Here is a 20,748-nt window from a genome sequence, read left to right as displayed (position 1 = left end):
GGAGTGAGGGAAGATGAGATGCTGAATTATATTATTAAACGCTTGCTGGGCCTGATTCCGACGCTGCTGATTGTGGCTGTGCTGGTGTTTCTGTTTGTCCACCTGCTGCCGGGCGATCCGGCGCGCCTGATTGCCGGGCCGGAAGCGGATGCCGAGGTGATTGAACTGGTGCGTCGACAGCTCGGGCTGGATCAGCCGCTGTGGGTGCAGTTCTGGCACTACGTCACCAGCGTTCTGCAGGGGGATTTCGGCGTGTCGATGGCGTCGCGCCGCCCGGTGGTGGAAGAGATCGCCAGCCGCTTTATGCCGACCTTCCTGCTCACCCTTACCAGCATGCTGTGGGCGATGCTGTTTGGGCTCGGCGCGGGTATCGCCGCCGCCGTGTGGCGCAACCGCTGGCCCGATCATCTGGGGATGGCGGTTGCGGTGACGGGGCTTTCGTTCCCGGCCTTTGCGCTCGGGATGCTGCTGATGCAGGTCTTCTCCGTTGAGCTGGGCTGGCTGCCAACCGTCGGCGCTGAGAGCTGGCAACACTATATTCTGCCGTCGCTGACCCTTGGCGCGGCGGTGGCGGCGGTGATGGCGCGCTTCACCCGCGCCTCGTTCGTCGAGGTGCTCAATGAGGACTATATGCGCACCGCGCGGGCAAAGGGCGTCAGCGAAAAGTGGGTGATCCTCAAGCACGGCCTGCGCAATGCCATGATCCCGGTAGTGACGATGATGGGGCTGCAGTTTGGTTTCCTGCTCGGCGGGTCGATTGTGGTGGAGAAGGTCTTCAACTGGCCGGGGCTTGGTCGTTTGCTGGTCGACTCGGTGGAGATGCGCGACTACCCGGTGATTCAGGCGGAAGTGCTGCTCTTCTCGCTGGAGTTTATTCTTATCAACTTAGTGGTGGATGTTCTCTACGCCGCCCTAAATCCCGCTATCAGGTATAAGTAAGGATGCGATTGTTAAACTGGCGTCGACAGGCGATTTTAAATGCCATGCCCACGGTAAAACCGGGTCATGTGCGCACTCCATGGCATGAGTTCTGGCGGCGCTTCTGCCGTCAGCCCGTGGCCATGACCGCCGGGCTGTTTGTTCTGCTGCTGATCCTGCTGGCGGTGATTGCGCCGTGGATCGCCCCCTTTGATGCGGAGAACTACTTCGATTATGACCGGCTGAACGAGGGGCCATCGCTGGTGCACTGGTTCGGTGTCGACTCGCTCGGGCGGGATATCTTTAGCCGTGTGCTGGTGGGCGCGCAGATCTCGCTGGCAGCGGGTGTCTTCGCGGTGCTGATTGGCGCGGCGATCGGCACCGTGCTGGGGCTGCTGGCGGGCTACTACGAAGGGTGGTGGGATCGCATCATTATGCGCATCTGCGATGTGCTGTTCGCCTTTCCCGGTATTTTGCTGGCGATTGCCGTGGTGGCGGTAATGGGCAGCGGCATGGCGAATGTGATTATCGCCGTGGCGGTCTTTTCCGTGCCGGCATTTGCCCGGCTGGTGCGCGGTAATACGCTGGTGCTGAAACAGCAAACCTTTATCGAGTCGGCGCGCAGCATCGGTGCCAGCGACGCGGTGATCCTCTTCCACCATATTCTGCCGGGTACGGTCTCCTCCATCGTGGTCTATTTCACCATGCGCATTGGCACCTCGATTATCTCAGCGGCCAGCCTCTCGTTCCTTGGCCTCGGCGCACAGCCACCGACGCCAGAGTGGGGCGCGATGCTCAACGAAGCCCGCGCGGATATGGTCATCGCTCCACATGTAGCGCTCTTCCCGTCGCTGGCGATTTTTGTCACGGTGCTGGCGTTTAATTTGCTGGGAGATGGACTGCGCGACGCGCTGGACCCGAAAATTAAGGGGTGAGAAAAAGCGGGGTCTTAAACCAGCCCTGAGGGCTCAGCAGATGAGCCCTGAAAACTGGCGGAAGGTTGATACCTTCCGTTATTTCAATCTGAAACCGCGTTGTATTATCGTTTCGCGTAATTTGTCTCTGCCGCCTAAATAATCCATGCTGGTTGCGGACTCAACTACGGAGCCAGCCCAGGTTTTGTCGCTCATCTTCTGGCGGCAACGGAATGCCTGATAAGCGGTTTCATACCGTTCAAGATAGTCGCGATACCGATCCTGTTCGTATTGATTGTAATACAGCACCATTGGCTGAGCGGGTCGCGGCCGAATGCTGCTGGTCCTGCTCTCATCCGGCAATCCTACCGCCATACCAAAGGTGACAAAGCTGTACTCAGGCAGGTTTATTATTTCCGCGACCTCTTTTGCGATATTACGCATAATGCCGAGATAGACTATCCCCAGGCCGATAGATTCGGCTGCTATTGCCGCATTCTGCGCGGCAAGTGCGGCATCAATCGAAGCCATCAGGAAAGAGTCAAGGTAGTCGAATACAACCGGCGCTTTCCCCGCATCCTCTGTTAATCCGGCAGCGCGTGACAGATCCGCCACCCAGAGTAGCAATGCGGGAGCTTCCTCAATCCACGGAATACGATCCACAGGAACCGAACGGGCTACCGTGTCGGAAATCCGCTGTTTTAGCTGCGGGTCCGTGATGGCCACCAGGCTCCACTGGTTGAGAGCAGAGGAGTTTGATGCCGACTGCGCCGCAGCAACCATTGTCTCTATTGCGCCTTCCGGAAGCGGATGTGGCAGAAAGGTCCTGACCGATTTATGGCTCAGAAGGGCTTCAACCTGCGGAGTCCAGATTAGGTTGTCTGGTTTTTGTTGCTCTGTACCATATCGGGCCTCAAGTAATGCCTGCCGTTTTGCTTTAACTTCAGTCATGTTTGCTCTCCTTCAGTGCATTTGATGACCGCAGGATAGCTGGAGTGGCAAACGGGATAATCCCCTAATTTATGACTTCAGTTTTCATCTGTGTGTACAATCAGACGAGATAGTCTGGAGTATGACAATGGATCACCTGTTAGCTATACGCACATTTCAGCGCATCGTTGAGACGCGCTCTTTCACAAAGGCCGCAGCACACCTGAGTTTGCCGCGCTCCACTGTCAGTAAAAATCTCAAAGCGTTAGAAGCGCATCTGGGAACGAAACTCATCCAGCGCACCACCCGCTCTATCGCGTTAACGACTGAGGGCGCGGAGTATTACAGACGGATCAGCAAGCTCGTCACCCAACTTGATGAGACCGAAGGCGCAATGCGGGACATTGGTGCGGCTGCGAAAGGGAGGCTGCGAATCGACCTTCACTCCTCGCTGGCTAATTTTGTTCTTATGCCAGTGCTGGAAGAGTTTCGTGAACGCTATCCTCATATTCAGCTGGCGCTTGGGATCGGCGATCGTCCGGTTAATCTCATTGAAGAGGGCGTTGATTGTGCCATTCGCGCAGGGGAGCTGGCGGACTCTTCCTTGATTGCACGCACACTCTATAAAGATCGCTTAATCACCTGTGCAAGCCCTGGCTACCTTGAACAGTGTGGGGTGCCGAAAAACCTTTCTGACCTTGAGAATGGACACAGCATCGTCGGATACTTTAGTGCCGCGACAGGTGAAGCCTGGCCTCTGCGTTTCCGCACCAGGGGAGAGGATAAGCAGTTAGGCGCTTTTGATATCTCCGCCAATGACAGTGCAGCGTTGATTAGCATGCTGGTACACGGCATGGGCATCGGACAAACTCATGCCTCCGTAGCCAGGCGCTTTATTGAATCAGGCGAGCTTGTTCCTGTTCTTGAAGAGCTAACACACAGGCAGTTTCCGGTCTCAATCATTTATCCCCCTACCAGGCAGTTGAATGCTCGGGTGAGGATATTTATCGACTGGATGGTAGCCAGATTCTCTGAAAATAATTGAAAGGTTCAGGCTTGGGGAGAACTAACTAACTGCGCTGGGGGGCTGCTTTGAGCGAGGAGCGGATATTTACATATTTGTCCAAGTAGCAAAATTCAGTTAATCACTTCAGAGCGTGGTGCGCTGCTGTACGGTCTGTTCGGTACGTGCAGGCTCATTGGCATCGAACTGGAGGTTTAACTTCGCCATATCCTAAGCGTACTGTCGAAGTGGTCTTCCAATAAAGTGGCTGAATTTCTGCCCTAGAACGTTGCTCTCACCAATAAATAGCCGTCAATAGGGCACCACCGATTGATTATTCACAATTCTCTCATAGAATTAAAGCATTAATCGAAATCATTTCGGCCAACTCGACTACAGACTGATATTGTAGTAATTTATCTACTGTAACATGTTGAAATGGTGGCTAGATATTTGTATGTTATACGACACCACCTCCTGTAACAGTAATATTTATTTAAGTGAGCCCAATGAAAATCCAAAGATTATCTGAAGCTGACATACTATTATCAGCATTGTATTTAAAGATTTCCGATGACAAACAACAATTAAGAAAAATATCATATAAAAAGCTATTTGATTTAATTTTTATAGATGATTTTCGGGAGCAGGAGGACAGGTTATTATCATTGCTCCCTGAAAATGATATTTATAAAATACAAGGAATCATCAACACAAGAAAACAACAAAGATATATTGATGATCGGGCGGCATTAAGATTAATCAATATCATAAAAGTCGGTGCGCTTGACCACTATGTTAATTATCATATTATTAGATCGGAAAGATTCAAAGAAGACATTTACTTAGCTTTAGGAAAAATCAATGAATCTGTGTTGAATAAAAATAATAAACGCCATAGCAAATCAGATGATGTGTATAACTTCATAATAGAGAGTATTTTAAAGAAAAGAGAATCATTTCTTTCCAGACATGAGATGGAAGTTCTTGCTGAAGAAGTAAAAGAAACATTTGATAAGCGTAGACCATCAGTGGGTGACTTTGAAATAATAAAAAACTCAACGTACAGCAACATTGAAATAACAAGTAATTCTATTTTAACAGATGAAAAAACAAAACTAAAAAATGGATATACACCTTTAAGCATTTTCTGGGGAACTAACAGAAAAAATTCATATTATACAGAAGGGTTATATTTTACAAATGAACGAAACAATAGTGTTGAGAGAAGCGAGCAACTCAGGGTCGGTCGCTCTCTGGTCACCGTACCTGATTTACATAAAAAAGGAGAAATAGAAAGGCCAGAGAAGTGGTGGAAATTCTGGAAAAATACAACAGAAAATGTCAATCAGCATATAGTTATTCACTCCATTGACTTGATGGATAAAGAACAATGGAAGTTATCTTTACAGCAAGAAAGTACTGAAAAGGAAGGCCTTTTATTTATTCATGGTTATAACTGTAGTTTTGATGATGCCATCTACAGAGCGGCTCAATTAAAATTTGACCTAAAATTTTCCGGGTTAACATTCTGTTTTAGTTGGGCTTCTAAAGCTCAAGTTGAATCCTATACAGTTGATGAAGCAACAATTGACTGGAGCACCACACATCTGGAAGAGTTTATTGATTTAATTACAGATGAATTAAAATTATCAAAATTGCATATTATTGCCCACAGCATGGGAAACCGAGCACTTGTAGATGTAATTAAGCAGTGGAATGGCCGACAAGACAAAGTTCATACTGTTGTGTTCGCAGCCCCGGATGTTGATTCTGATAAAATGAAAAACACATCAAATTACTTTAATGCATTTGAAAATGTGACTTTATATTCCTCTATAAATGACATTCCAGTAAATATATCTACTGCAGTACATAAATACCAGAGAGCAGGTAATTCGGCCCCACCACTAGTTATGGATAACGCAGATACGATAGATGTCAGTAAAATAACAAAACCCTTATTCTCTCTTGGCCACAGCTACTACGCCGAAGCTTGTGAAGTGTTTAATGATTTATATTATCTAATTAATGAAAAAATCCCTGCATTAAATCGAAATGGTATAACTTATAAAGATGATTGGAAATGTTTTGTTCTTTCTTGATTGGCTATCCTTTTAAAAGGCGGTGCAATATTTAAATATGCCCCGCCTTTGACTAAACAATTAACGCCTGATCGCAGGCCACGTATGACCAGTGCTATCAATTCAGTGCGCCGCTACATGTTCCTCTGCTACGTATATGTGTTGCTTGGCATCCTTTACAGTTCAAGTAGGCGGGTTTCCATAGGTTTAACATTGATTCCTGCCGACGCTTCTTACTCAAGAAAGGGACTTAAACCTTGGCACTTCGTTGAGTTCCGCTTCTGGCACGAAGCGGACCGAGTCAGGAAGTGGGAGCCATCTTTTAGTAACAAATAGCTTTACCGTCCTGACACTGCTTATGTCAGTTTCAGAACGTTATTAAGTATCGGCAATATGCACTGCAAGCCCTTTTTGTCCCGGGGCAAGGTGATCGGACAGCACATGACGATCAGGGTAATCTCCCGCATTTTGCGCGCGGAAGGGAATCGGAATGTCGTCAAACAGCCCTGCCAGCCGGCCGCGCCAGTTGGCTTCCGCCTCAAATAAGGCGTCAGTGCCGATCCGCCCGCTACCGTAAACAGCAAACGTGGGTAATACCTCCATTCCCGTGTAAAAAAGGGTTCCGTGCGTGATGGGAAAGAGTAGTTGCTCCAGCGGGCCATTAATGCCCCTGTGAGAATAATCACGTTCTGGACCACCAACCGAAACGGCCAGTAGCGCACGCTTACCTCTAAAAGCACCTTCTCCATAACGATGCGCGTTGCCTTTATCCTTATACCCATATGCCAGGCCATACGCCCACACCCGCTCTATCCAGCCTTTCATAATTGCGGGCATGCTGAACCACCAGAGCGGAAAAAGAAAGATAACCGCATCGGCGGCCTGGACCTTGCGTTGTTCTTGTTCGACATCTGCTGTCTGTTGGCCGTGTGTAAAGGCGTGCTTCGACTCTTCAATAAAGGACAGGCGTTCAGTATTGATTCGATCAGGAAAGTCTTCGCCGTCAAATACTGCTTTCCACCCCATAGCATAAAGATCCGATTGAATAACGGTATGCCCCTGAGCCGTTAATAACTCCTGGGCAATATTGACAAGGTGATGTGTTAATGACGTGGTTTCAGGCTGGGCATGGACAAGAAGAATATTCATATAAATAGTCCTTTTAAGTAAGTCCCGACACACTAGCCCCCCATCTGGTATAGTTAAAATGAATTTCTAAAATACCCGGTATTGAAATGATTAATACCTTAAGAAATATTGATTTAAATCTGTTGGTTACGCTTGATGCACTTTTGTCAGAACATAGTGTTACGCGCGCCGCTGAACGCTTACACTTGTCGCAGCCTACAGTCAGCGTGCAACTCGCCAGACTGAGGGAAATATTTGACGATCCTTTGCTCCTGCCAGGCCCGCGTGGTATGCGGCCCACGGCGCGCGCCGACGAGCTTCGTGAACCTCTGCAGCATGCATTAGCCGCTATCCAAAAAGTGATTGCTCCTTCAGGCACCTTCAACCCAGCGCTGGCAAATCAGCACTGGCATGTCGCTGCTTTTGATTATGGTGCAATGACTATCCTGGAGCCCGCCCTGGCAATGTTACGCAGTGCTGCGCCAGCTACACGCATGGCAGTTGTACAAAGTCCTCCTTCACAAGTAGCAAGGAAAGCGGAACAAGGAGAGATCGATCTTGCTTTTATGACAAGTGACGAAGCACCAGTAAATTTACATCGCCGCACGTTGTTCACAGAACGTTATGTGCTTGCTGGACGCGCAGGGCATCCTCATTTGCATAGCCCACTTTCGCTTGAGAAGTTCTGTCAGCTTGAGCATGCCATTGTTTCACCGGAGGGGGCGGGATTTCATGGTGTGACAGATATCGCCCTTGCCGAAAGGGGGATGACGCGCCGTGTATCACTCTCTGTGCCAAATTTCCTGCTGCTTACTGCGGTCCTGAAGAGTACCGATCTGGTTGCAATGGTGCCGTGGCGGCTTGTGTGTGAAAACGATGCGCTGCAGATCACTGAGTCGCCTGTTGAGGTTCCGGGATTTGAGATGGTTATGCTCTGGCCCGAACGTGTTCACCGCGATCTCGCTCATCAGTGGCTACGTGAGCGCATCGCCTGTTCGATATAAATAGTGGGTCATTCTTAAGCACAAAAAACCCGGCGGGTGCCGGGTTTTTTTATCGCTTAAACGCGTGTGCCCCACAGGTCATACTCGTCGGCGTTCTCCACTTTCACGCGAACTATATCGCCTGGTTTGACGTTAGTGTCACCGTTCAGGTAGACCGCGCCGTCGATTTCCGGGGCATCGGCCATGCTGCGGCCAATCGCGCCTTCTTCATCCACTTCGTCGATCATCACCAGGATTTCGCGACCAATCTTCTCCTGCAAACGCTCGGCGGAGATGCGCTGTTGCAGCTGCATAAAGCGGTTCCAGCGCTCCTCTTTCACCTCTTCCGGCACCTGATCCGCCAGTTCGTTGGCGGTGGCACCCTCAACCGGGCTGTATTTGAAGCAGCCGACGCGATCGAGGCGCGCTTCGGTCAGGAAGTCGAGCAGCATCTGGAAATCTTCTTCGGTTTCGCCAGGGAAGCCGACGATAAAGGTGGAGCGCAGCGTCAGCTCCGGGCAGATTTCGCGCCAGCGCTTGATGCGTGCCAGCTGGCGATCGACCGCGCCAGGGCGCTTCATCAGCTTCAGAATGCGCGGGCTGGCGTGCTGCAACGGGATGTCGAGGTAGGGCAGAATTTTGCCTTCCGCCATCAGCGGGATCACGTCATCCACGTGCGGGTAGGGGTAAACGTAGTGCAGACGCGTCCAGACACCGAGTTTCGCCAGCTGTTCGCAAAGACCAACCATGCTGGTTTTCACCGGCTCGCCGTTGTGAAAGCCCATGCGGTGCTTCACATCAACGCCGTACGCAGAGGTGTCCTGCGAAATTACCAGCAGCTCTTTAACGCCGGCATCAACCAGGCGTTTCGCCTCAGAGAGCACATCGCCAATCGGGCGGCTTACCAGATCGCCACGCATCGACGGAATGATGCAGAAAGTGCAGCGGTGGTTACAGCCTTCGGAAATTTTCAGGTAAGCATAGTGGCGCGGCGTCAGTTTCACGCCCTGTTCCGGCACCAGGCTTAAGAAGGGGTTGTGCTGCGGTTTTGGCACATAGTGATGAACATGGGCGAGAACCTGCTCATAGCTGTGCGGGCCGGTGATCTCCAGCACTTTCGGGTGCACTTCGCGGATCTGATCCTCTTTTGCACCCAGACAGCCGGTGACAATCACTTTACCGTTTTCATTCAGCGCTTCGCCGATCGCTTCCAGCGACTCCTGCACGGCGCTGTCGATAAAACCGCAGGTATTGACGATCACCATATCGGCATCATCGTAGCTCGGGACGACATCGTAACCTTCGGTACGCAGCTCCGTAAGGATGCGTTCGGAGTCGACGAGATTTTTTGGGCAGCCAAGAGAGACAAAGCCGATTTTCGGCTGCAGGTTCACATTGCTCATAGTTCAAAAAGTAATCAGTTATAGGATCTTAGGCGAGGGATTGTACAGAGTTCCGGGCGGGATTTATAGCGGATTATCAGCGCAGCGGCATCGCGTGCGGTAAGTTATTTTGCTTCTTTATAGATTGCTGCCTGCGGGTGTGCGCAAAGACTTTAGACAGGATCAAGAATCTCCTGCACCCAGTCATCCCAGCACGCACAGCCAAGGTGTGTGATCACCGCGTTTTCGTTGGTCTCCAGCCACCAGTTTTTAACGATGGCATACTCCTCAGAAGTCAGCGCAAAGGGGCGCCAGGTGCCCATCCGGCAATCCTGGTCGCAAGGATCGCTGCCCCGTAACAAGAACTCATTCAGAAAGGCCAGCGGCGGAAAGTAACCGCTGCCGTCAATGATGCTGAAAATGCCATACGGCACGTGGATATTTGCGGTAAGAATACGTATCGCTTCCGCACTCTGGTTTATCATTGGCTCTTTTCCTGCTGCGCAACATCGGTGCGGTCACCGCGCGGAGTGGGGTGAGAGAAGACGATAAACTCAACCGCCGCATCGGAATCATTGCGCGCCTGATGTTTCGCTAATGGCGGGATCTCAATCCCTTGTAGGGCAGCAATGTGCTGCTTTTCGCCTTCCAGCTCCATCGTCAGCACGCCGCTGAGCACAAAGAAAAATTGCCGCGATACGGAGTGATAATGGCGCTGCTCCTGCGTTCCGGCGGGCATTTTCTCATGGATGATCATCATCTCTGGCCGCTTCACCAGGTACCAGCCGTCGCATCCCTCGCCCCAGTTATAATGCTCGGCATTCTCTTTGGAAATCATTTACTTCTCCTGGTGTTAGCGTCTCTTAACCACCGTTATACCGGGTATCGACGCACGGCATAAGCTGCCTGAATTAGCGGGCGCACTTTCGCGAGCCAATCACGCAGAGGATCACGCCCAGCGTCACCAGTAGCATTAGCGGGCTGACACGCTCGTTGAGCAACAGGGCGGAGAGAGCAAGGCCGAAAAAGGGCTGCAACAGCTGTAGCTGACCAACGGCGGCAATCCCGCCGCGGGCAAGGCCGTTATACCAGAAGATAAAGCCGATCAGCATGCTGAAGAGCGAAACGTAGCCCAGTGCGCACCAGGCTTGCACGCTGATATCAACAAGCGTGCCGGGTTGCGTCAGCCAGGCGGCGGGCAGCATCACCGGAAGCGACAGGATCAGCGCCCAGCAGATCACCTGCCAGCCGCCGAGCGTACGGGTTAAGGTTGCCCCTTCGGCATAGCCCAGCCCGCACACTACCACCGCCGCCAGCATCAGCAGATCGCCGGTCAGCGAAACGGCGTGGCTCTGCGCCAGCGCGAAGGCCACCACCAGCAGGCTGCCAAGCAGTGAGAAGAGCCAGAAGGCGCGCTTTGGCCGCTCGCCGCCGCGCAGCAGCGCAAAAATCGCCGTGCAGAGCGGCAGAAGGCCGAGAAAGACAATCGAGTGGGCGGACGTGACGTGCTGTAGCGCCAGCGCGGTCAGAAGCGGAAAACCAATCACCACGCCGCCGGAGACGATCAGCAGCGAGAAAAGCTGCGCGCGCTGCGGGCGCGGTTCGCGCAAGACACAAACAAGAACAATCGCCAGCAACCCGGCGAGCGAGGCGCGCAGAAAGGTGAGGAAAAAGGGCGACATCTCCAGCACGGCGATGCGCGTGGCGGGTAGCGAGCCGCTGAAAATCACTACCCCCAGCAGGCCGTTGAGCCAGCCTGCCAGCGCGGAATGTGCCGGTTTGTTTAGCGCGGAATTCGCCATCTTGACCTCGTTATCACTGATTAGTGGGAGCTTGAGCATTGATGGGCTGAATGGTAGGTTGAGCCACTTAAGACAATCAAATTATTGTCATGGATACATTTGATGAAAGCGCGCTACAAACAGCTGGTTGATCGCTTCGCTGTGCAGATCCGTGCCGGTGAGCTGCCGCCCGGCACGCGTTTACCGACGCACCGCTGCCTCGCCGGGCAGGAGCATATTTCGCTGGCGACAGCCACCCGCGTCTATCGCGAGCTGGAAGCGATGGGGCTGGTCAGCGGTGAAACCGGCCGCGGCACCTTCGTCAGAGAGATTGCGCTCCCTCCCGGTCACGGTATCGATCAGCTTGCCGTCGCCAGCGATGTGCTGGATCTCAACTTCAACTACCCGGCAGTGAGCGGGCAGGGCGAGCTGCTGCGCGAGGCCCTCAAACGCACGGCGGTGGAGGGCAATATTGAGGCGCATCTGCGTTATCAGCCTCATGGCGGGCGCATCACCGAGCGAGAAGTTTTCGCCGGGCACTTTACGCAGGGCGCGTTTCGCCCGGCGGCTGAGGATCTGCTGCTGGTGAATGGTGCGCAACACGGTTTGACCGTTACGGTTATGGGGCTGCTTAAACCGGGCGATGTGGTGGCGGTGGACGCGCTGACCTATCCCGGTTTTAAGGCGCTGGCCGAGCTTTATCATCTGGAGCTGGTGGCAATTCCGGCAGCGCAGGATGGCCCGGATCTGGCCGCATTGCACCAGCTCTGCCAGCAGCGGCGTATTCGTGCGGTGTATACCATGCCGACAATGCATAACCCGCTGGGCTGGGTGATGAACCGTCAGTCGCGCAAAACCCTGGCCGATATTGCTCGCGCTCACGATCTGCTAATCATTGAAGATGCAGCCTACGCCTGGCTGGTTCGCCGCGCGCCGCCGCCGCTCGCCTGTTTTGCGCCGGAAAGGACGGTTTATGTCAGTGGATTTTCAAAAAATGTGGCGACCGGTCTGCGGGTCGGAGTGGTGATCTGCCCGCCCGCGCTGCGGCCTGCGCTGGAGCGGGCCATCCGCGCCACGACGTGGAATGCGCCGTCGCTCATGACCTCGCTGGTCAGCCACTGGATAGCGGATGGCACGGTAGCCCGGCTGGAAAAGCGCAAGCTGGAAGATGCCCGGCTGCGCCAGCGCATCCTGCAAGAAACACTGGCCGGGCTGCCGTGCGTGACCCACCCCGACTCTTACTTTGCCTGGCTGCCGCTCGCTGAAGAGTCGCGTGCCGATCGGGTGGTGAAGCAGTTGATGGATAACAATATCTCCCTCTCAACCGCCGCACCCTTTTGCACCGCGCAATCGACGCCGCAGGCGCTGCGTGTTGCCCTCGGTTCGGTCGCTGTCGACACCCTGCGCGAAGCACTGCTGTCCATCCGCGAAGCGATAGAGTATGAAGCAAGCCGCTAGCGGCGCGCCTCATCCAGCCAGCGCATCAGCGCGTTAAGCCGGGCGGTGAAGTGCGCCGTATCATCCTCTGGCGTGTGGCACTGTTGCAGCAGCCAGCCGATCGCCTGTTGCTGCTGTGGAAAGCGTTGTATAACCCGGCTGGCGTACTCCTCCAGCGTCTCAGGCCAGTCATTATCTTCTGTGCGGCGTAACAGGTTGGTTGCGCGCAGCAGTTTACGTGCCGCAGCTCGCTGAATTTGTCGCGCATTGCCCGCCTCTGCCAGTTGCTGAAGATAGCCTTGCAGGACGGGAATGAAATCGCCGTTTACCGCCACGGCAATCTCGCGTGAGGGAGTAAAAGGCGTGAAGCGCAGGGAGAGATCCTCGCCCGCCACGCAGCGGCAGTGGTGCTTAAGCCAGTAACCCCAGCTGAACCGGTTTTCGTCGGCCAGCGCCTCTGCCAGCGTGCCACAATCAAAATCGACTTTGCTGATAAGCGGATGCTGCGCCTGCACATGCTCCGCAATTGCACAAACGCTATCGCGCTCCGCCGCGTTCAGCGCGCATTGGGTAATCAGGCAGACGTCGAGATCCGACACACCTGCCACCGCTGTAGCTTTCGCCACGCTGCCGTAGAGGTAAATACTGTGCACCTGCGCGCCGAGCCTGGCGCACAGCAGATCGATGACGTTATCGACGACCGGGCGAAACGCCGGTTGCAGTGGGGTGGCGGGTAAACAGGCGATAAAGCCGTCGGCATCAACCATTGAAAGCGCCTCCGGCTACAGCACGCTGATTTGCAACTGTTTGAACAGGGCGCTCATCTTCTCATCGAGCGGCTCATCGACCAGCAGCGTGCTGGCGAGCGTCAGATCGCCAATGCCAAAGGCCGAGGCGGAGTTGATCTTCTCCGGCGACGCCAGCACCACGGTCTCCGCCGCGCGCTCCGAAAGTGCGCGCTTGACGCAGGCCTCTTCATAGTTGCCGGTGGTAAAGCCTGCCTGCTCATGCACACCGGTGACGCCCATAAAAAAGAGGTCAGCATTGATGCGGCGAATGGACTCAATCATCGATGCGCCCACGGTGACCATCGAGTGTTTATATAACTGCCCGCCGATAACGATCACGTCCACATTCGGCAGGTTAATCAATCCGGCGGCAATGGTCGGGCTATGGGTGACCACGGTAAAGGCCAGATCCGGTGGCAGCAGGGTGACCATCTCTTCCGAGGTGGTACCGCCGTCGATGATGACGATATTGCCCGGCTGAATAAGATTGACTGCTTTCTGCGCGATGACGCGTTTTGCATGAATGTTCACGCTTTTGCGTACTTCAAATGGCGCAATCGCTGCCGACACCGCCAGCGCGCCGCCGTGGACGCGTTGCAGCAAGCCATCTGCCGCTAACTCCCGTAAATCCCGGCGAATAGAGTCTTCAGAGATAGCAAAGTGCTGGCTTAATTCACGGGACAATACCTGCTTATCACGCGCCAGCATCTCAAGTATCTTCTGCTTACGTTGACTGGATAACACGATTTCCCCTTTCACGATTGATCTTGATCTTGCACGATTATGCATGTTAGCGTGCCGCTTGTCAGCCTGACGATCCTAATTTTACGCAGTTTACAGGGGAAACTATGCACGCCATGCTTATTTTAATTGCCGGACCCGTACGCAGCGGCACCAACGGTGATGATGCGTTAATCAAACAGAATCTCGATGCCATGACGCGGGTTGCCGCAAAGGTATTCGAAAAAGGCCATACGCCGGTGATTGGCGAGTGGCTGGCGATGCCGCTGGCGGAATCGGCCGGGTCGAAGAAGATTGGCGATGAGATTAGCCAGGTCTTTTTGTACCCCGTCGCCCATCGCCTGATTCAACACTGCGATGCCATTTTACGCCTGCCCGGCGACTCGGCGGGGGCCGATAACGATGTGCGCATCGGGCGCGAGCGGGGCCTTACGATTTACAGCGCCGTTGATGAGATCCCCGACTGCGCCGCGCGGGAGTCATCTCCGGCTTAACGAAACGGGATGTAATGGAAATCAACATCATGGGGTTTATCCCCGTGCTTTTACCCGTCGCGCTCTCTCCGGGCGCGAGTTTTACCCTCGCGATGAACAGCGCGCTGGCCGGCGGGCGGGGTGGGTTACTGCGCACGCTGGCGGGCACCGCGCTCGGCATCTACACCCACGCGCTGCTGATTGGCCTTGGCGTGACGGCGATGCTCGTCTCCTCTCCCGCGCTGTTTAACGTGCTGAAGTATGCGGGGGCGGCGTATCTGATGTGGCTTGGCGTACAGCTGATCCGCAGCGGGTTAAAGACGAGTGAGATGACGCTACGCGCGGACGGACCGACGGTGACGCTGAAAGAGGCGTGGCTGGCAAACGTGCTCAACCCGAAAGCGATCGTTTTTTATCTCACCGTAGTGTCACAATTTGCCGGCAGCCGAGGCGATGTCAGCCACTATCTGCTGCTGGCCACCGTGCATGTGCTGGTGATGGGTGCATGGCTGATTGCGTTGAGCAACGTGCTGGTCTTTTCGGCGAAAAAAGCCAATCCGGCACGGCTCAAAAAAGGGGTGAATGTGGTGGGCGGCGCGCTGTTACTCATCTTCTCCGCCCTGTCACTGCTGCACTAAGCGGGCGGTGTCAGTAGAGCTTCTGTTCAAAATGCTCTCCGGCGTCAACCACCCGCCAGATTTTCCACTCGCCCGCTTCTTTACGCGTCCAGACCTGAAGATGAGAATGCTTGTTATCTTCTATCCCCAGCCAGACATCCAGCAGCATGTTGTCGCCATCGGGCCGCGCCGGTGAAACTTTGAGGTGCGGGATCCACGCGGGGTCGTAATCCTGGGTGTAGGTGAAATAGTCCGCTGCGAGGATCTCCTGCTCCGGCATCTGATAAATTTCAGCTATACGCCTCAGCAACGTAGCGGAGACATAGTGCCGCATTTCCGCTGTTTTGATCACTTCGTCCGGCGACGTGTTCTCGAAGGCATGCAGATAGAAGTTATAGAACCCGGTCACGTTTTTCTGTACGTCGGTGGCGGTATTAGCGCTGGCGAAGGGCAGATAACAGGCGAGCAGTAGAGAGATAATCAGACGCATGGCGATTCCTGCGAAAGAGAGGTGGGAGAGAAAAAGTGCGCTGATCCTGACATTGACCCAGGGCGGAAGAAAGCCTTTTATGCGCCCCGGCAGGGCAGATTCTGGTAGGTCGAAAAGGGCCTTCACTGCCTTAATGGCGTGCTGCTTTCCGGTATGATGGCAGAGATTTTTACCTCGCCTGCAGGAGAGCGGATGAAGACCTTAACTGAACTTATCGATGTGCACGATCCCGGCTGGGCGGTGGTGCAGGAGTGGCTTAACGCGGCCAGCAACCCTTACGAGGTGCTGACGAAAGAGGAGGCCCGCGCCGAACAGGCGCTGCTGCAATTACAGGTTACCACCCGCTCCCCGCTGGGGGCGCTGGTGTATGAAACCGGCGGGCTGCTGATTGATGATGGCTGGCTGCGTATTCTCGGCTCCGGCAGTGCGCGGCTGGCGCGCGATCCGATGGGCTGGACGCAAACGGCGACAGACGCGGGATCTTTTGGAGCGCTGCTGATTGCCGATGATGCGTCGGGCGGTTTTTTTGCCCTCAACGGCGGCGGGCTTGGAGAGGATATCGGCAACGTCTACTACTTCGCGCCGGACGCGCTGGCCTGGGAAGGGCTGGAAGTGGGCTACTCCGCGTTTATTGAGTGGGCGCTGTGCGGCGATCTGGCGCTCTTCTACCAGACGGTACGCTGGCCCGGCTGGCGGGAAGAGGTGCGCAACCTCGGCGGCGAGCAGGTTTACGCCTTCTTTCCCTTTCTCTGGACCGAGCCAAAGCTGTCGGTTAATGAACGCAAGCGCACGGTAACGCCGATTGAGGAGCAGTGGCGGCTCGCGCAGGAGCTGGCTGAGTCTATCCCTAAGTCGTAAAGGGGCAGGGCAGCGACACTTGCTGCCGCTTACCTGTTGCAATCAATAATGATTCCCATTAACGTTTGCTCTCATTTTGAGTTCAGCCGATGCGGGGAAGCGTGCATGGCTGATGCACAGGGAGAATGGGATCATGCTTTATCGTTTTTACGCCGTGCGCCTGGTGGCGCTGGCTCTGCTCCTCGCCTGGCAAACAAGTTATGCCCGGCCGGATATGGCACCGCTCGGGCCGAACATCGCCGATCGCGGCTCTGCTTACTATCATTTCACGCAAAAGCAGTTCGATTCCCGGGATGGAAAACGCCACTACAACGTCTGGACAGGTGTGCCCAACAAAAGCGCGCCGACTGGCGGTTTTCCGGTGCTCTATATGCTGGATGGCAACGCGGCGATGGATAAGCTTTCGGAGGCGTTTTTACAAAAACTCTTCGCTGCCAACCCGCCGGTGCTGGTGGCGGTCGGGTATCAAACCGATCTGCCATTCGATCTCGATAGTCGGGCGTATGATTACACGCCGCCGGGCACCGACGCGCAGCAGCTGCGCGGCAGAGCGGGCGGCGGCAGTGACGCCTTTCGCCAGTTGCTTGAGGAGACTATCGCGCCAGCGGTCGAAAAGGGGATTACTGTTAACCCGGCGCAGCGCGGGCTTTGGGGGCACTCTTACGGTGGGCTATTCGTGCTGGAGAGCTGGCTCTCCTCCTCCTTTTTCACCACCACTTTTTCCGCCGTGCCTTCGCTGGCGCGCAATGATTTTCAGTTGCTGAAAACGATGGAAGCGGTCTCGCCGCTGCAGGCGGCGGGCAAGCACCTTTATCTGATGGAGGGGGACGGGGATCGCCGCGCGCAGGATGAGAACAGCGAGCCTGGCGTGCTGCCGCGCCTTCGCAACACACTTGCGCAGCTTAATCAGCATGGCGTCCCGGCTACTTACCGCTTATTCCCCGGCCTGACGCACGGGGCGATGTTCACCGCCTCGCTACAGGCGGCGTTACTTCAGCTCTCGCAGGCGGAGAAACAGCCGCTCTGATTATGCCGCCGGGTTATCGCGCCCGGCGGCAGTGAACGTTACTGATGACCAGTAGCCGTTCCCGGTGTGCTCGCGTTTTGCCCAGCCTGCCTTTTCCAGCTCGCGCGCAATCAGCCGGTTGATCACCCCGTGCCCCATGCTGAGCACGCGCTCATGCTGCTGCGCATGGGCGATCAGCGTAAGCGCCATTTTCTCTGCCCGCTGCATCGTCTGCTTTTTGGATTCCGGCCCTGCCAGCGCGCCGCTGAGCCAGCAGAGGCGAAACAGCACCAGCCACGCCTGCGGCGAGAGGCGAAGCCAGGGGAGGTTAAATACCGGTAAGGGCGCTTCATGCAGATCGTCGGCTATCAGATCGGGGGTGAGGTTCATCGCCTGTAGCGACGCGCGGGCGCGCGGCAGCGGGCTGCTGATAATAAAAGCGCGGCGTTTATCCGCCAGAACGGCGTGGCAATCGGGTTCGCCAGTGATGCCGGAGGCATCATAGCCTGCAATCCAGCCGGACATGTCCGTGGCTTTGACCCGTGCGGAACCCTGCTGAGCGCTGAATTCAGGCTCGCCATGACGCATTAAAACTATCTCCATTTACGCTCCTGTGCGTTTTAGCCCTGTGCTTTACGGTAATGGGCTTCCATCTCATCCAGCGCGGCCTGGTTCTCCAGCCCCCACTGGTACATCTGCTCAATCGGCCCGGCGAAGGTTTTGCCAAGCGGCGTGAGGCGGTAATCGACTTTCGGCGGGACAACGTCATAAACGTGGCGGGCGATCAGGCCGCGCTGCTCCAGCTCTTTTAGCGTCTGAAAGAGCATTTTTTTGGAGATCCCCTGCAAGCTACGCTGCAACTCGCCGGTGCGGGCGCGCTCATCAGGCCAGTGGTAGAGCGCGTGTAGCACCATCGTGCTCCATTTGACGGAGAAGAGATCCATCAGGCGGCGCGGCGGCGAATCCGCGTAGAAAAAGAGTTTGCCATCAACCCAGGCTGGCATAAGAAGCCCTCATCTGTGGTCACCAAATGGTAACTACTATCAATTGTGAACCTTGCGGACTATAGTCTGCCGCCTTCACGTTATTAACGCCAGCCCAACCTGGAGGCCTTATGAAAATCAATGCACTGGTCGCGGTCGATGCCGCAAAACCGCTGACATCCGGCGACATTACCCTTCGTCCGCTGCAAAACCAGGATGTCAAAATCGACATTCTTTACTGCGGCGTCTGCCACTCCGATCTGCATATGGCGCGCAACGAGTGGGCGGTAAGCCGCTATCCGCTGGTGCCGGGACATGAGATTGTCGGCCGCGTCAGCGCCACCGGCGCGGGCGTGTCGGCCTTTCAGGTCGGCGATATTGTGGGTGTCGGGGTGATGGTCGATTCCTGCCGCGAATGCCACTTCTGCAAACAGCATGAAGAGCAGTATTGCGAAGCGGGCTTTACCGCCACCTATAACGGGATTGATAAATACACCGGCGACAGCACCTGGGGTGGTTACGCCGAGAGCGTGTTTGTCGATCAGGATTTTGTTGTCTCTGTGCCGCAAAACCTGCCGCTGGCGGGCGTTGCGCCGCTGCTCTGCGCAGGCGTTACCGTCTGGTCGCCACTGCGCCACTTCAACGTAAAAGCGGGTGATGCCGTGGGCGTCGTCGGCCTTGGCGGGTTAGGGCATATGGCGGTTAAGCTGGCGAGCGCAATGGGCGCCGAGGTAACGCTCTTTACCACCTCGCCGGAGAAGGGCGAAGATGCCCGCCGTCTTGGCGCAAAACGCGTAGTTGTTTCGCGCGATGCGGCGCAAATGGCCGCCTGCCACACCTCGCTGGATTTTATTATCGACTGCGTCGCGGCACCGCACGATCTCGACCCCTACCTGGCGACGCTGAAAACCAACGGCCGCCTGGTGCTGGTGGGTATTCCGGATCAGCCGCATGCCTCACCCAATATCACGCCGATGGTCTTTCGCCGCCTGAGCATCAGCGGCTCGTCAATCGGCAGTATCCGCGAGACGCAGGAGATGCTCGATTTCTGCGGGCAGCACGGCATCACGGCGGATGTGGAGATGATTGGCGGTGAAGCAATCGAAAGCGCCTTCGCCCGCATGCTGAAAGGCGATGTGAAATACCGCTTCGTTATCGATATGCAGGCTACGCGCTGGTAAACCGCCAGCCTTACACAAGCGCGACGTGCTCCTGCGGCACCCAGCCGAGGTCGCCGTCCGCTTTTTCTGCCAGATACCAGCCGTTAAGGCTCTGATGCACCGTAAGTTGCTCACCGCTTTGCACGGTCAGTTCGTGTGCGCAGTAGGCCTGCTGGCAGATCCCTTCATGGGCGCTGACTGGCGTAAAGAGCTGTTGCGGTGCCCAGCCCGCTTTTCCCGACTCTAATGTCACCCAAATCCAGCCGCGCCATTGCAGATCGCAGTGGCTAATTTGTGCTCTTTCCCCCTCGCGGAGAGTCAGCGGATCGGGATAGGCCGATTGATAGTCACGAATGACATTTACGGTGTTTTTTACCGGGTAAGAGACTGCTTTCATTCTCCTTATCTCCTGACGTCGCGAAGCGCTTTTTTAACAAGCGAAACGGCAGCCCAGCCCAGAGCTGGCGCGGCCTGTGTAAAAGATCGTCAAAAGGAGAATATTATTGACCAAACCCATGCTTTTGGTCAAAAAGCGGCCATACTATTGATCTGCCCAATGGCTGACAAGGGAGGTAAAAGTATGACCGCTGATGAACTCGCTCGTCGTTTATTAATGAAGTTGATGACTGCCAGAACAGACCTTGCGGCCTATATCCAGATGCGCAAAGCGAAAGGGTATATGTCGGTCAACGAAAACGATCGTCTGCGTGAGATGTTTTTTGCCCTGGCGCTGGAGATCCGCGATAAAAGCGAAAGACTGCAAGAGATACAGGATCGCGATACGCGCAGCGCCATGTACAGTGCCGAAGAGGCGCTCTCTTCCGCCGCCGTTTCACTGATGAGCGGGCGAAGAGATTGCGCCAACTTTATCTCGGTAAACGTCGATAAGCTGGAGCGTTCGCTCAATATCCTCGATTACAGCATTCAATACCTGAATGAGCACTCTCCGCTTGCTGAAGCCTGAAGTGCTTCCGCACCCTGACCATAAGGGGAGCCCGCTCCCCTTTATGCTTAAGCTTTTGTAAAAGCAAACCCACCCGCGAAATCGATGGCTAACCTTTATCCAGGCTTA

24 protein-coding genes and 1 pseudogene are annotated in these 20,748 nt (G+C 54.9%); 13 read left to right on the top strand and 12 right to left on the bottom strand.

The window, feature by feature from the left end; translation table 11 throughout:
• The first annotated feature begins 18 nt into the window (after positions 1-18).
• Together gsiC and gsiD are read left to right on the top strand one after the other, a co-directional pair.
• Positions 19-939: a glutathione ABC transporter permease GsiC gene (gsiC, locus tag N7V53_RS03280; RefSeq protein ID WP_042716730.1), complete on the top strand. Its 921-nt coding sequence runs from the start codon at positions 19-21 to the stop codon at positions 937-939.
• Between the two features lie 2 nt (positions 940-941).
• Entirely contained in the window at positions 942-1,853 is a 912-nt protein-coding gene (gsiD, locus tag N7V53_RS03275) for a glutathione ABC transporter permease GsiD (protein ID WP_034813897.1), read from the top strand.
• A gap of 78 nt (positions 1,854-1,931) precedes the next feature.
• On the opposite strand, the gene N7V53_RS03270 is transcribed toward gsiD, so the two are convergent.
• Positions 1,932-2,783: a nitroreductase family protein gene (locus N7V53_RS03270; RefSeq protein ID WP_279792060.1), complete on the bottom strand. Its 852-nt coding sequence runs from the start codon at positions 2,781-2,783 to the stop codon at positions 1,932-1,934.
• A 127-nt stretch (positions 2,784-2,910) separates the two neighbouring features.
• On the opposite strand from N7V53_RS03270, the gene N7V53_RS03265 reads away from it, so the two are divergent.
• The 3 genes and pseudogenes from N7V53_RS03265 to N7V53_RS03255 all read left to right on the top strand — a co-directional run bounded on the left by N7V53_RS03265 (position 2,911) and on the right by N7V53_RS03255 (position 5,870).
• Positions 2,911-3,807, top strand: a complete 897-nt coding sequence (locus N7V53_RS03265; RefSeq protein WP_270222677.1) for a LysR family transcriptional regulator — start codon at positions 2,911-2,913, stop codon at positions 3,805-3,807.
• Positions 3,808-3,915: 108 nt separating this feature from the next.
• Positions 3,916-4,050: pseudogene (locus N7V53_RS03260) on the top strand (hypothetical protein); the annotation flags it as partial.
• Between the two features lie 224 nt (positions 4,051-4,274).
• Entirely contained in the window at positions 4,275-5,870 is a 1,596-nt protein-coding gene (locus N7V53_RS03255; RefSeq protein ID WP_279792056.1) for an alpha/beta hydrolase, read from the top strand.
• 357 nt (positions 5,871-6,227) lie between these two features.
• Here the strand turns inward: N7V53_RS03255 and N7V53_RS03250 are convergent, their stop codons facing one another.
• Positions 6,228-6,998, bottom strand: a complete 771-nt coding sequence (locus N7V53_RS03250; RefSeq protein ID WP_279792055.1) for an NAD(P)H-dependent oxidoreductase — start codon at positions 6,996-6,998, stop codon at positions 6,228-6,230.
• A gap of 89 nt (positions 6,999-7,087) precedes the next feature.
• Here N7V53_RS03250 and N7V53_RS03245 point away from each other — a divergent pair, with 89 nt between their 5' ends.
• Positions 7,088-7,981, top strand: coding sequence for a LysR family transcriptional regulator (locus tag N7V53_RS03245; RefSeq protein ID WP_279792716.1), 894 nt, complete (start codon positions 7,088-7,090; stop codon positions 7,979-7,981).
• Between the two features lie 56 nt (positions 7,982-8,037).
• Here the strand turns inward: N7V53_RS03245 and rimO are convergent, their stop codons facing one another.
• From rimO to N7V53_RS03225, 4 genes are all read right to left on the bottom strand, one after another.
• Positions 8,038-9,363, bottom strand: a complete 1,326-nt coding sequence (gene rimO, locus N7V53_RS03240; protein WP_023481461.1) for a 30S ribosomal protein S12 methylthiotransferase RimO — start codon at positions 9,361-9,363, stop codon at positions 8,038-8,040.
• A gap of 152 nt (positions 9,364-9,515) precedes the next feature.
• Positions 9,516-9,827 (bottom strand): hypothetical protein, encoded by a 312-nt coding sequence (locus N7V53_RS03235; protein WP_279792054.1) that lies wholly within the window; start codon positions 9,825-9,827, stop codon positions 9,516-9,518.
• Positions 9,824-10,180, bottom strand: coding sequence for a cupin domain-containing protein (locus N7V53_RS03230; RefSeq protein ID WP_279792052.1), 357 nt, complete (start codon positions 10,178-10,180; stop codon positions 9,824-9,826). Before N7V53_RS03230 ends, N7V53_RS03235 begins: the two co-directional genes overlap by 4 nt.
• A 73-nt stretch (positions 10,181-10,253) precedes the next feature.
• Positions 10,254-11,144 carry a DMT family transporter gene (locus tag N7V53_RS03225; RefSeq protein ID WP_279792050.1) on the bottom strand — a complete coding sequence of 297 codons (891 nt, stop codon included), beginning with the start codon at positions 11,142-11,144 and terminating at the stop codon, positions 10,254-10,256.
• 102 nt (positions 11,145-11,246) lie between these two features.
• On the opposite strand from N7V53_RS03225, the gene N7V53_RS03220 reads away from it, so the two are divergent.
• A complete protein-coding gene (locus tag N7V53_RS03220) occupies positions 11,247-12,581 on the top strand; it encodes a PLP-dependent aminotransferase family protein (RefSeq protein ID WP_279792049.1) in 1,335 nt (444 codons plus the stop codon).
• Here the strand turns inward: N7V53_RS03220 and N7V53_RS03215 are convergent.
• Both N7V53_RS03215 and N7V53_RS03210 read right to left on the bottom strand, forming a co-directional pair.
• Positions 12,578-13,327: a nucleotidyltransferase domain-containing protein gene (locus N7V53_RS03215; protein WP_279792047.1), complete on the bottom strand. Its 750-nt coding sequence runs from the start codon at positions 13,325-13,327 to the stop codon at positions 12,578-12,580. The two genes, N7V53_RS03220 and N7V53_RS03215, sit on opposite strands and share 4 nt — an antisense overlap.
• Before the next feature lie 15 nt (positions 13,328-13,342).
• Positions 13,343-14,092, bottom strand: a complete 750-nt coding sequence (locus N7V53_RS03210; RefSeq protein WP_076769609.1) for a DeoR/GlpR family DNA-binding transcription regulator — start codon at positions 14,090-14,092, stop codon at positions 13,343-13,345.
• 104 nt (positions 14,093-14,196) lie between these two features.
• On the opposite strand from N7V53_RS03210, the gene N7V53_RS03205 reads away from it, so the two are divergent.
• Together N7V53_RS03205 and N7V53_RS03200 are read left to right on the top strand one after the other, a co-directional pair.
• Complete coding sequence (locus tag N7V53_RS03205; protein WP_279792041.1) at positions 14,197-14,583, top strand: NUDIX hydrolase; 387 nt, start codon at positions 14,197-14,199, stop codon at positions 14,581-14,583.
• Between the two features lie 14 nt (positions 14,584-14,597).
• Positions 14,598-15,200, top strand: a complete 603-nt coding sequence (locus N7V53_RS03200) for a LysE family translocator (RefSeq protein ID WP_279792038.1) — start codon at positions 14,598-14,600, stop codon at positions 15,198-15,200.
• A gap of 10 nt (positions 15,201-15,210) precedes the next feature.
• Here N7V53_RS03200 and N7V53_RS03195 read toward each other — a convergent pair whose 3' ends face one another.
• Positions 15,211-15,669 carry a YbjP/YqhG family protein gene (locus N7V53_RS03195; RefSeq protein ID WP_279792036.1) on the bottom strand — a complete coding sequence of 153 codons (459 nt, stop codon included), beginning with the start codon at positions 15,667-15,669 and terminating at the stop codon, positions 15,211-15,213.
• A gap of 192 nt (positions 15,670-15,861) precedes the next feature.
• On the opposite strand from N7V53_RS03195, the gene N7V53_RS03190 reads away from it, so the two are divergent.
• Both N7V53_RS03190 and N7V53_RS03185 read left to right on the top strand, forming a co-directional pair.
• A complete protein-coding gene (locus tag N7V53_RS03190) occupies positions 15,862-16,527 on the top strand; it encodes a DUF2625 domain-containing protein (protein WP_279792034.1) in 666 nt (221 codons plus the stop codon).
• A 133-nt stretch (positions 16,528-16,660) separates the two neighbouring features.
• Positions 16,661-17,554, top strand: a complete 894-nt coding sequence (locus N7V53_RS03185) for an alpha/beta hydrolase-fold protein (protein ID WP_279792032.1) — start codon at positions 16,661-16,663, stop codon at positions 17,552-17,554.
• On the opposite strand, the gene N7V53_RS03180 is transcribed toward N7V53_RS03185, so the two are convergent.
• On the bottom strand, positions 17,555-18,136 hold the full coding sequence (locus tag N7V53_RS03180) for a histidine phosphatase family protein (RefSeq protein WP_279792031.1): 582 nt from the start codon (positions 18,134-18,136) through the stop codon (positions 17,555-17,557).
• 17 nt (positions 18,137-18,153) lie between these two features.
• Entirely contained in the window at positions 18,154-18,537 is a 384-nt protein-coding gene (locus tag N7V53_RS03175; RefSeq protein WP_139568160.1) for a helix-turn-helix domain-containing protein, read from the bottom strand.
• Between the two features lie 110 nt (positions 18,538-18,647).
• On the opposite strand from N7V53_RS03175, the gene N7V53_RS03170 reads away from it, so the two are divergent.
• Positions 18,648-19,697 (top strand): NAD(P)-dependent alcohol dehydrogenase, encoded by a 1,050-nt coding sequence (locus tag N7V53_RS03170; protein WP_279792028.1) that lies wholly within the window; start codon positions 18,648-18,650, stop codon positions 19,695-19,697.
• A gap of 10 nt (positions 19,698-19,707) precedes the next feature.
• On the opposite strand, the gene N7V53_RS03165 is transcribed toward N7V53_RS03170, so the two are convergent.
• On the bottom strand, positions 19,708-20,073 hold the full coding sequence (locus N7V53_RS03165) for an SH3 domain-containing protein (protein ID WP_279792026.1): 366 nt from the start codon (positions 20,071-20,073) through the stop codon (positions 19,708-19,710).
• Positions 20,074-20,256: 183 nt separating this feature from the next.
• Here N7V53_RS03165 and N7V53_RS03160 point away from each other — a divergent pair, with 183 nt between their 5' ends.
• A complete protein-coding gene (locus tag N7V53_RS03160) occupies positions 20,257-20,640 on the top strand; it encodes a biofilm formation regulator BssR (protein WP_023481846.1) in 384 nt (127 codons plus the stop codon).
• The last annotated feature ends 108 nt before the right edge of the window (positions 20,641-20,748 follow it).

This window comes from Kosakonia sp. HypNH10, assembly GCF_029850615.1.
Lineage (GTDB): Bacteria > Pseudomonadota > Gammaproteobacteria > Enterobacterales > Enterobacteriaceae > Kosakonia > Kosakonia cowanii.
The sequence above is the reverse complement of the archived record's forward strand: the minus strand, read 5'-3'. Positions and strand labels throughout refer to the sequence as shown.

What these genes read in the sequence shown, in the direction of transcription:
- N7V53_RS03180 (WP_279792031.1), bottom strand. Translation starts at nt 18,136, where the DNA reads ATGGAGATAGTTTTAATGCGTCATGGCGAGCCTGAATTCAGCGCTCAG.
- N7V53_RS03190 (WP_279792034.1), top strand. Translation starts at nt 15,862, where the DNA reads ATGAAGACCTTAACTGAACTTATCGATGTGCACGATCCCGGCTGGGCG.
- N7V53_RS03175 (WP_139568160.1), bottom strand. Translation starts at nt 18,537, where the DNA reads ATGCCAGCCTGGGTTGATGGCAAACTCTTTTTCTACGCGGATTCGCCG.
- gsiC (WP_042716730.1), top strand. Translation starts at nt 19, where the DNA reads ATGCTGAATTATATTATTAAACGCTTGCTGGGCCTGATTCCGACGCTG.
- N7V53_RS03160 (WP_023481846.1), top strand. Translation starts at nt 20,257, where the DNA reads ATGACCGCTGATGAACTCGCTCGTCGTTTATTAATGAAGTTGATGACT.
- N7V53_RS03205 (WP_279792041.1), top strand. Translation starts at nt 14,197, where the DNA reads ATGCACGCCATGCTTATTTTAATTGCCGGACCCGTACGCAGCGGCACC.
- N7V53_RS03255 (WP_279792056.1), top strand. Translation starts at nt 4,275, where the DNA reads ATGAAAATCCAAAGATTATCTGAAGCTGACATACTATTATCAGCATTG.
- N7V53_RS03185 (WP_279792032.1), top strand. Translation starts at nt 16,661, where the DNA reads ATGCTTTATCGTTTTTACGCCGTGCGCCTGGTGGCGCTGGCTCTGCTC.
- N7V53_RS03195 (WP_279792036.1), bottom strand. Translation starts at nt 15,669, where the DNA reads ATGCGTCTGATTATCTCTCTACTGCTCGCCTGTTATCTGCCCTTCGCC.
- N7V53_RS03250 (WP_279792055.1), bottom strand. Translation starts at nt 6,998, where the DNA reads ATGAATATTCTTCTTGTCCATGCCCAGCCTGAAACCACGTCATTAACA.
- N7V53_RS03170 (WP_279792028.1), top strand. Translation starts at nt 18,648, where the DNA reads ATGAAAATCAATGCACTGGTCGCGGTCGATGCCGCAAAACCGCTGACA.
- N7V53_RS03200 (WP_279792038.1), top strand. Translation starts at nt 14,598, where the DNA reads ATGGAAATCAACATCATGGGGTTTATCCCCGTGCTTTTACCCGTCGCG.
- N7V53_RS03270 (WP_279792060.1), bottom strand. Translation starts at nt 2,783, where the DNA reads ATGACTGAAGTTAAAGCAAAACGGCAGGCATTACTTGAGGCCCGATAT.
- N7V53_RS03165 (WP_279792026.1), bottom strand. Translation starts at nt 20,073, where the DNA reads ATGAAAGCAGTCTCTTACCCGGTAAAAAACACCGTAAATGTCATTCGT.
- N7V53_RS03220 (WP_279792049.1), top strand. Translation starts at nt 11,247, where the DNA reads ATGAAAGCGCGCTACAAACAGCTGGTTGATCGCTTCGCTGTGCAGATC.
- gsiD (WP_034813897.1), top strand. Translation starts at nt 942, where the DNA reads ATGCGATTGTTAAACTGGCGTCGACAGGCGATTTTAAATGCCATGCCC.
- N7V53_RS03225 (WP_279792050.1), bottom strand. Translation starts at nt 11,144, where the DNA reads ATGGCGAATTCCGCGCTAAACAAACCGGCACATTCCGCGCTGGCAGGC.
- rimO (WP_023481461.1), bottom strand. Translation starts at nt 9,363, where the DNA reads ATGAGCAATGTGAACCTGCAGCCGAAAATCGGCTTTGTCTCTCTTGGC.
- N7V53_RS03265 (WP_270222677.1), top strand. Translation starts at nt 2,911, where the DNA reads ATGGATCACCTGTTAGCTATACGCACATTTCAGCGCATCGTTGAGACG.
- N7V53_RS03215 (WP_279792047.1), bottom strand. Translation starts at nt 13,327, where the DNA reads ATGGTTGATGCCGACGGCTTTATCGCCTGTTTACCCGCCACCCCACTG.
- N7V53_RS03230 (WP_279792052.1), bottom strand. Translation starts at nt 10,180, where the DNA reads ATGATTTCCAAAGAGAATGCCGAGCATTATAACTGGGGCGAGGGATGC.
- N7V53_RS03235 (WP_279792054.1), bottom strand. Translation starts at nt 9,827, where the DNA reads ATGATAAACCAGAGTGCGGAAGCGATACGTATTCTTACCGCAAATATC.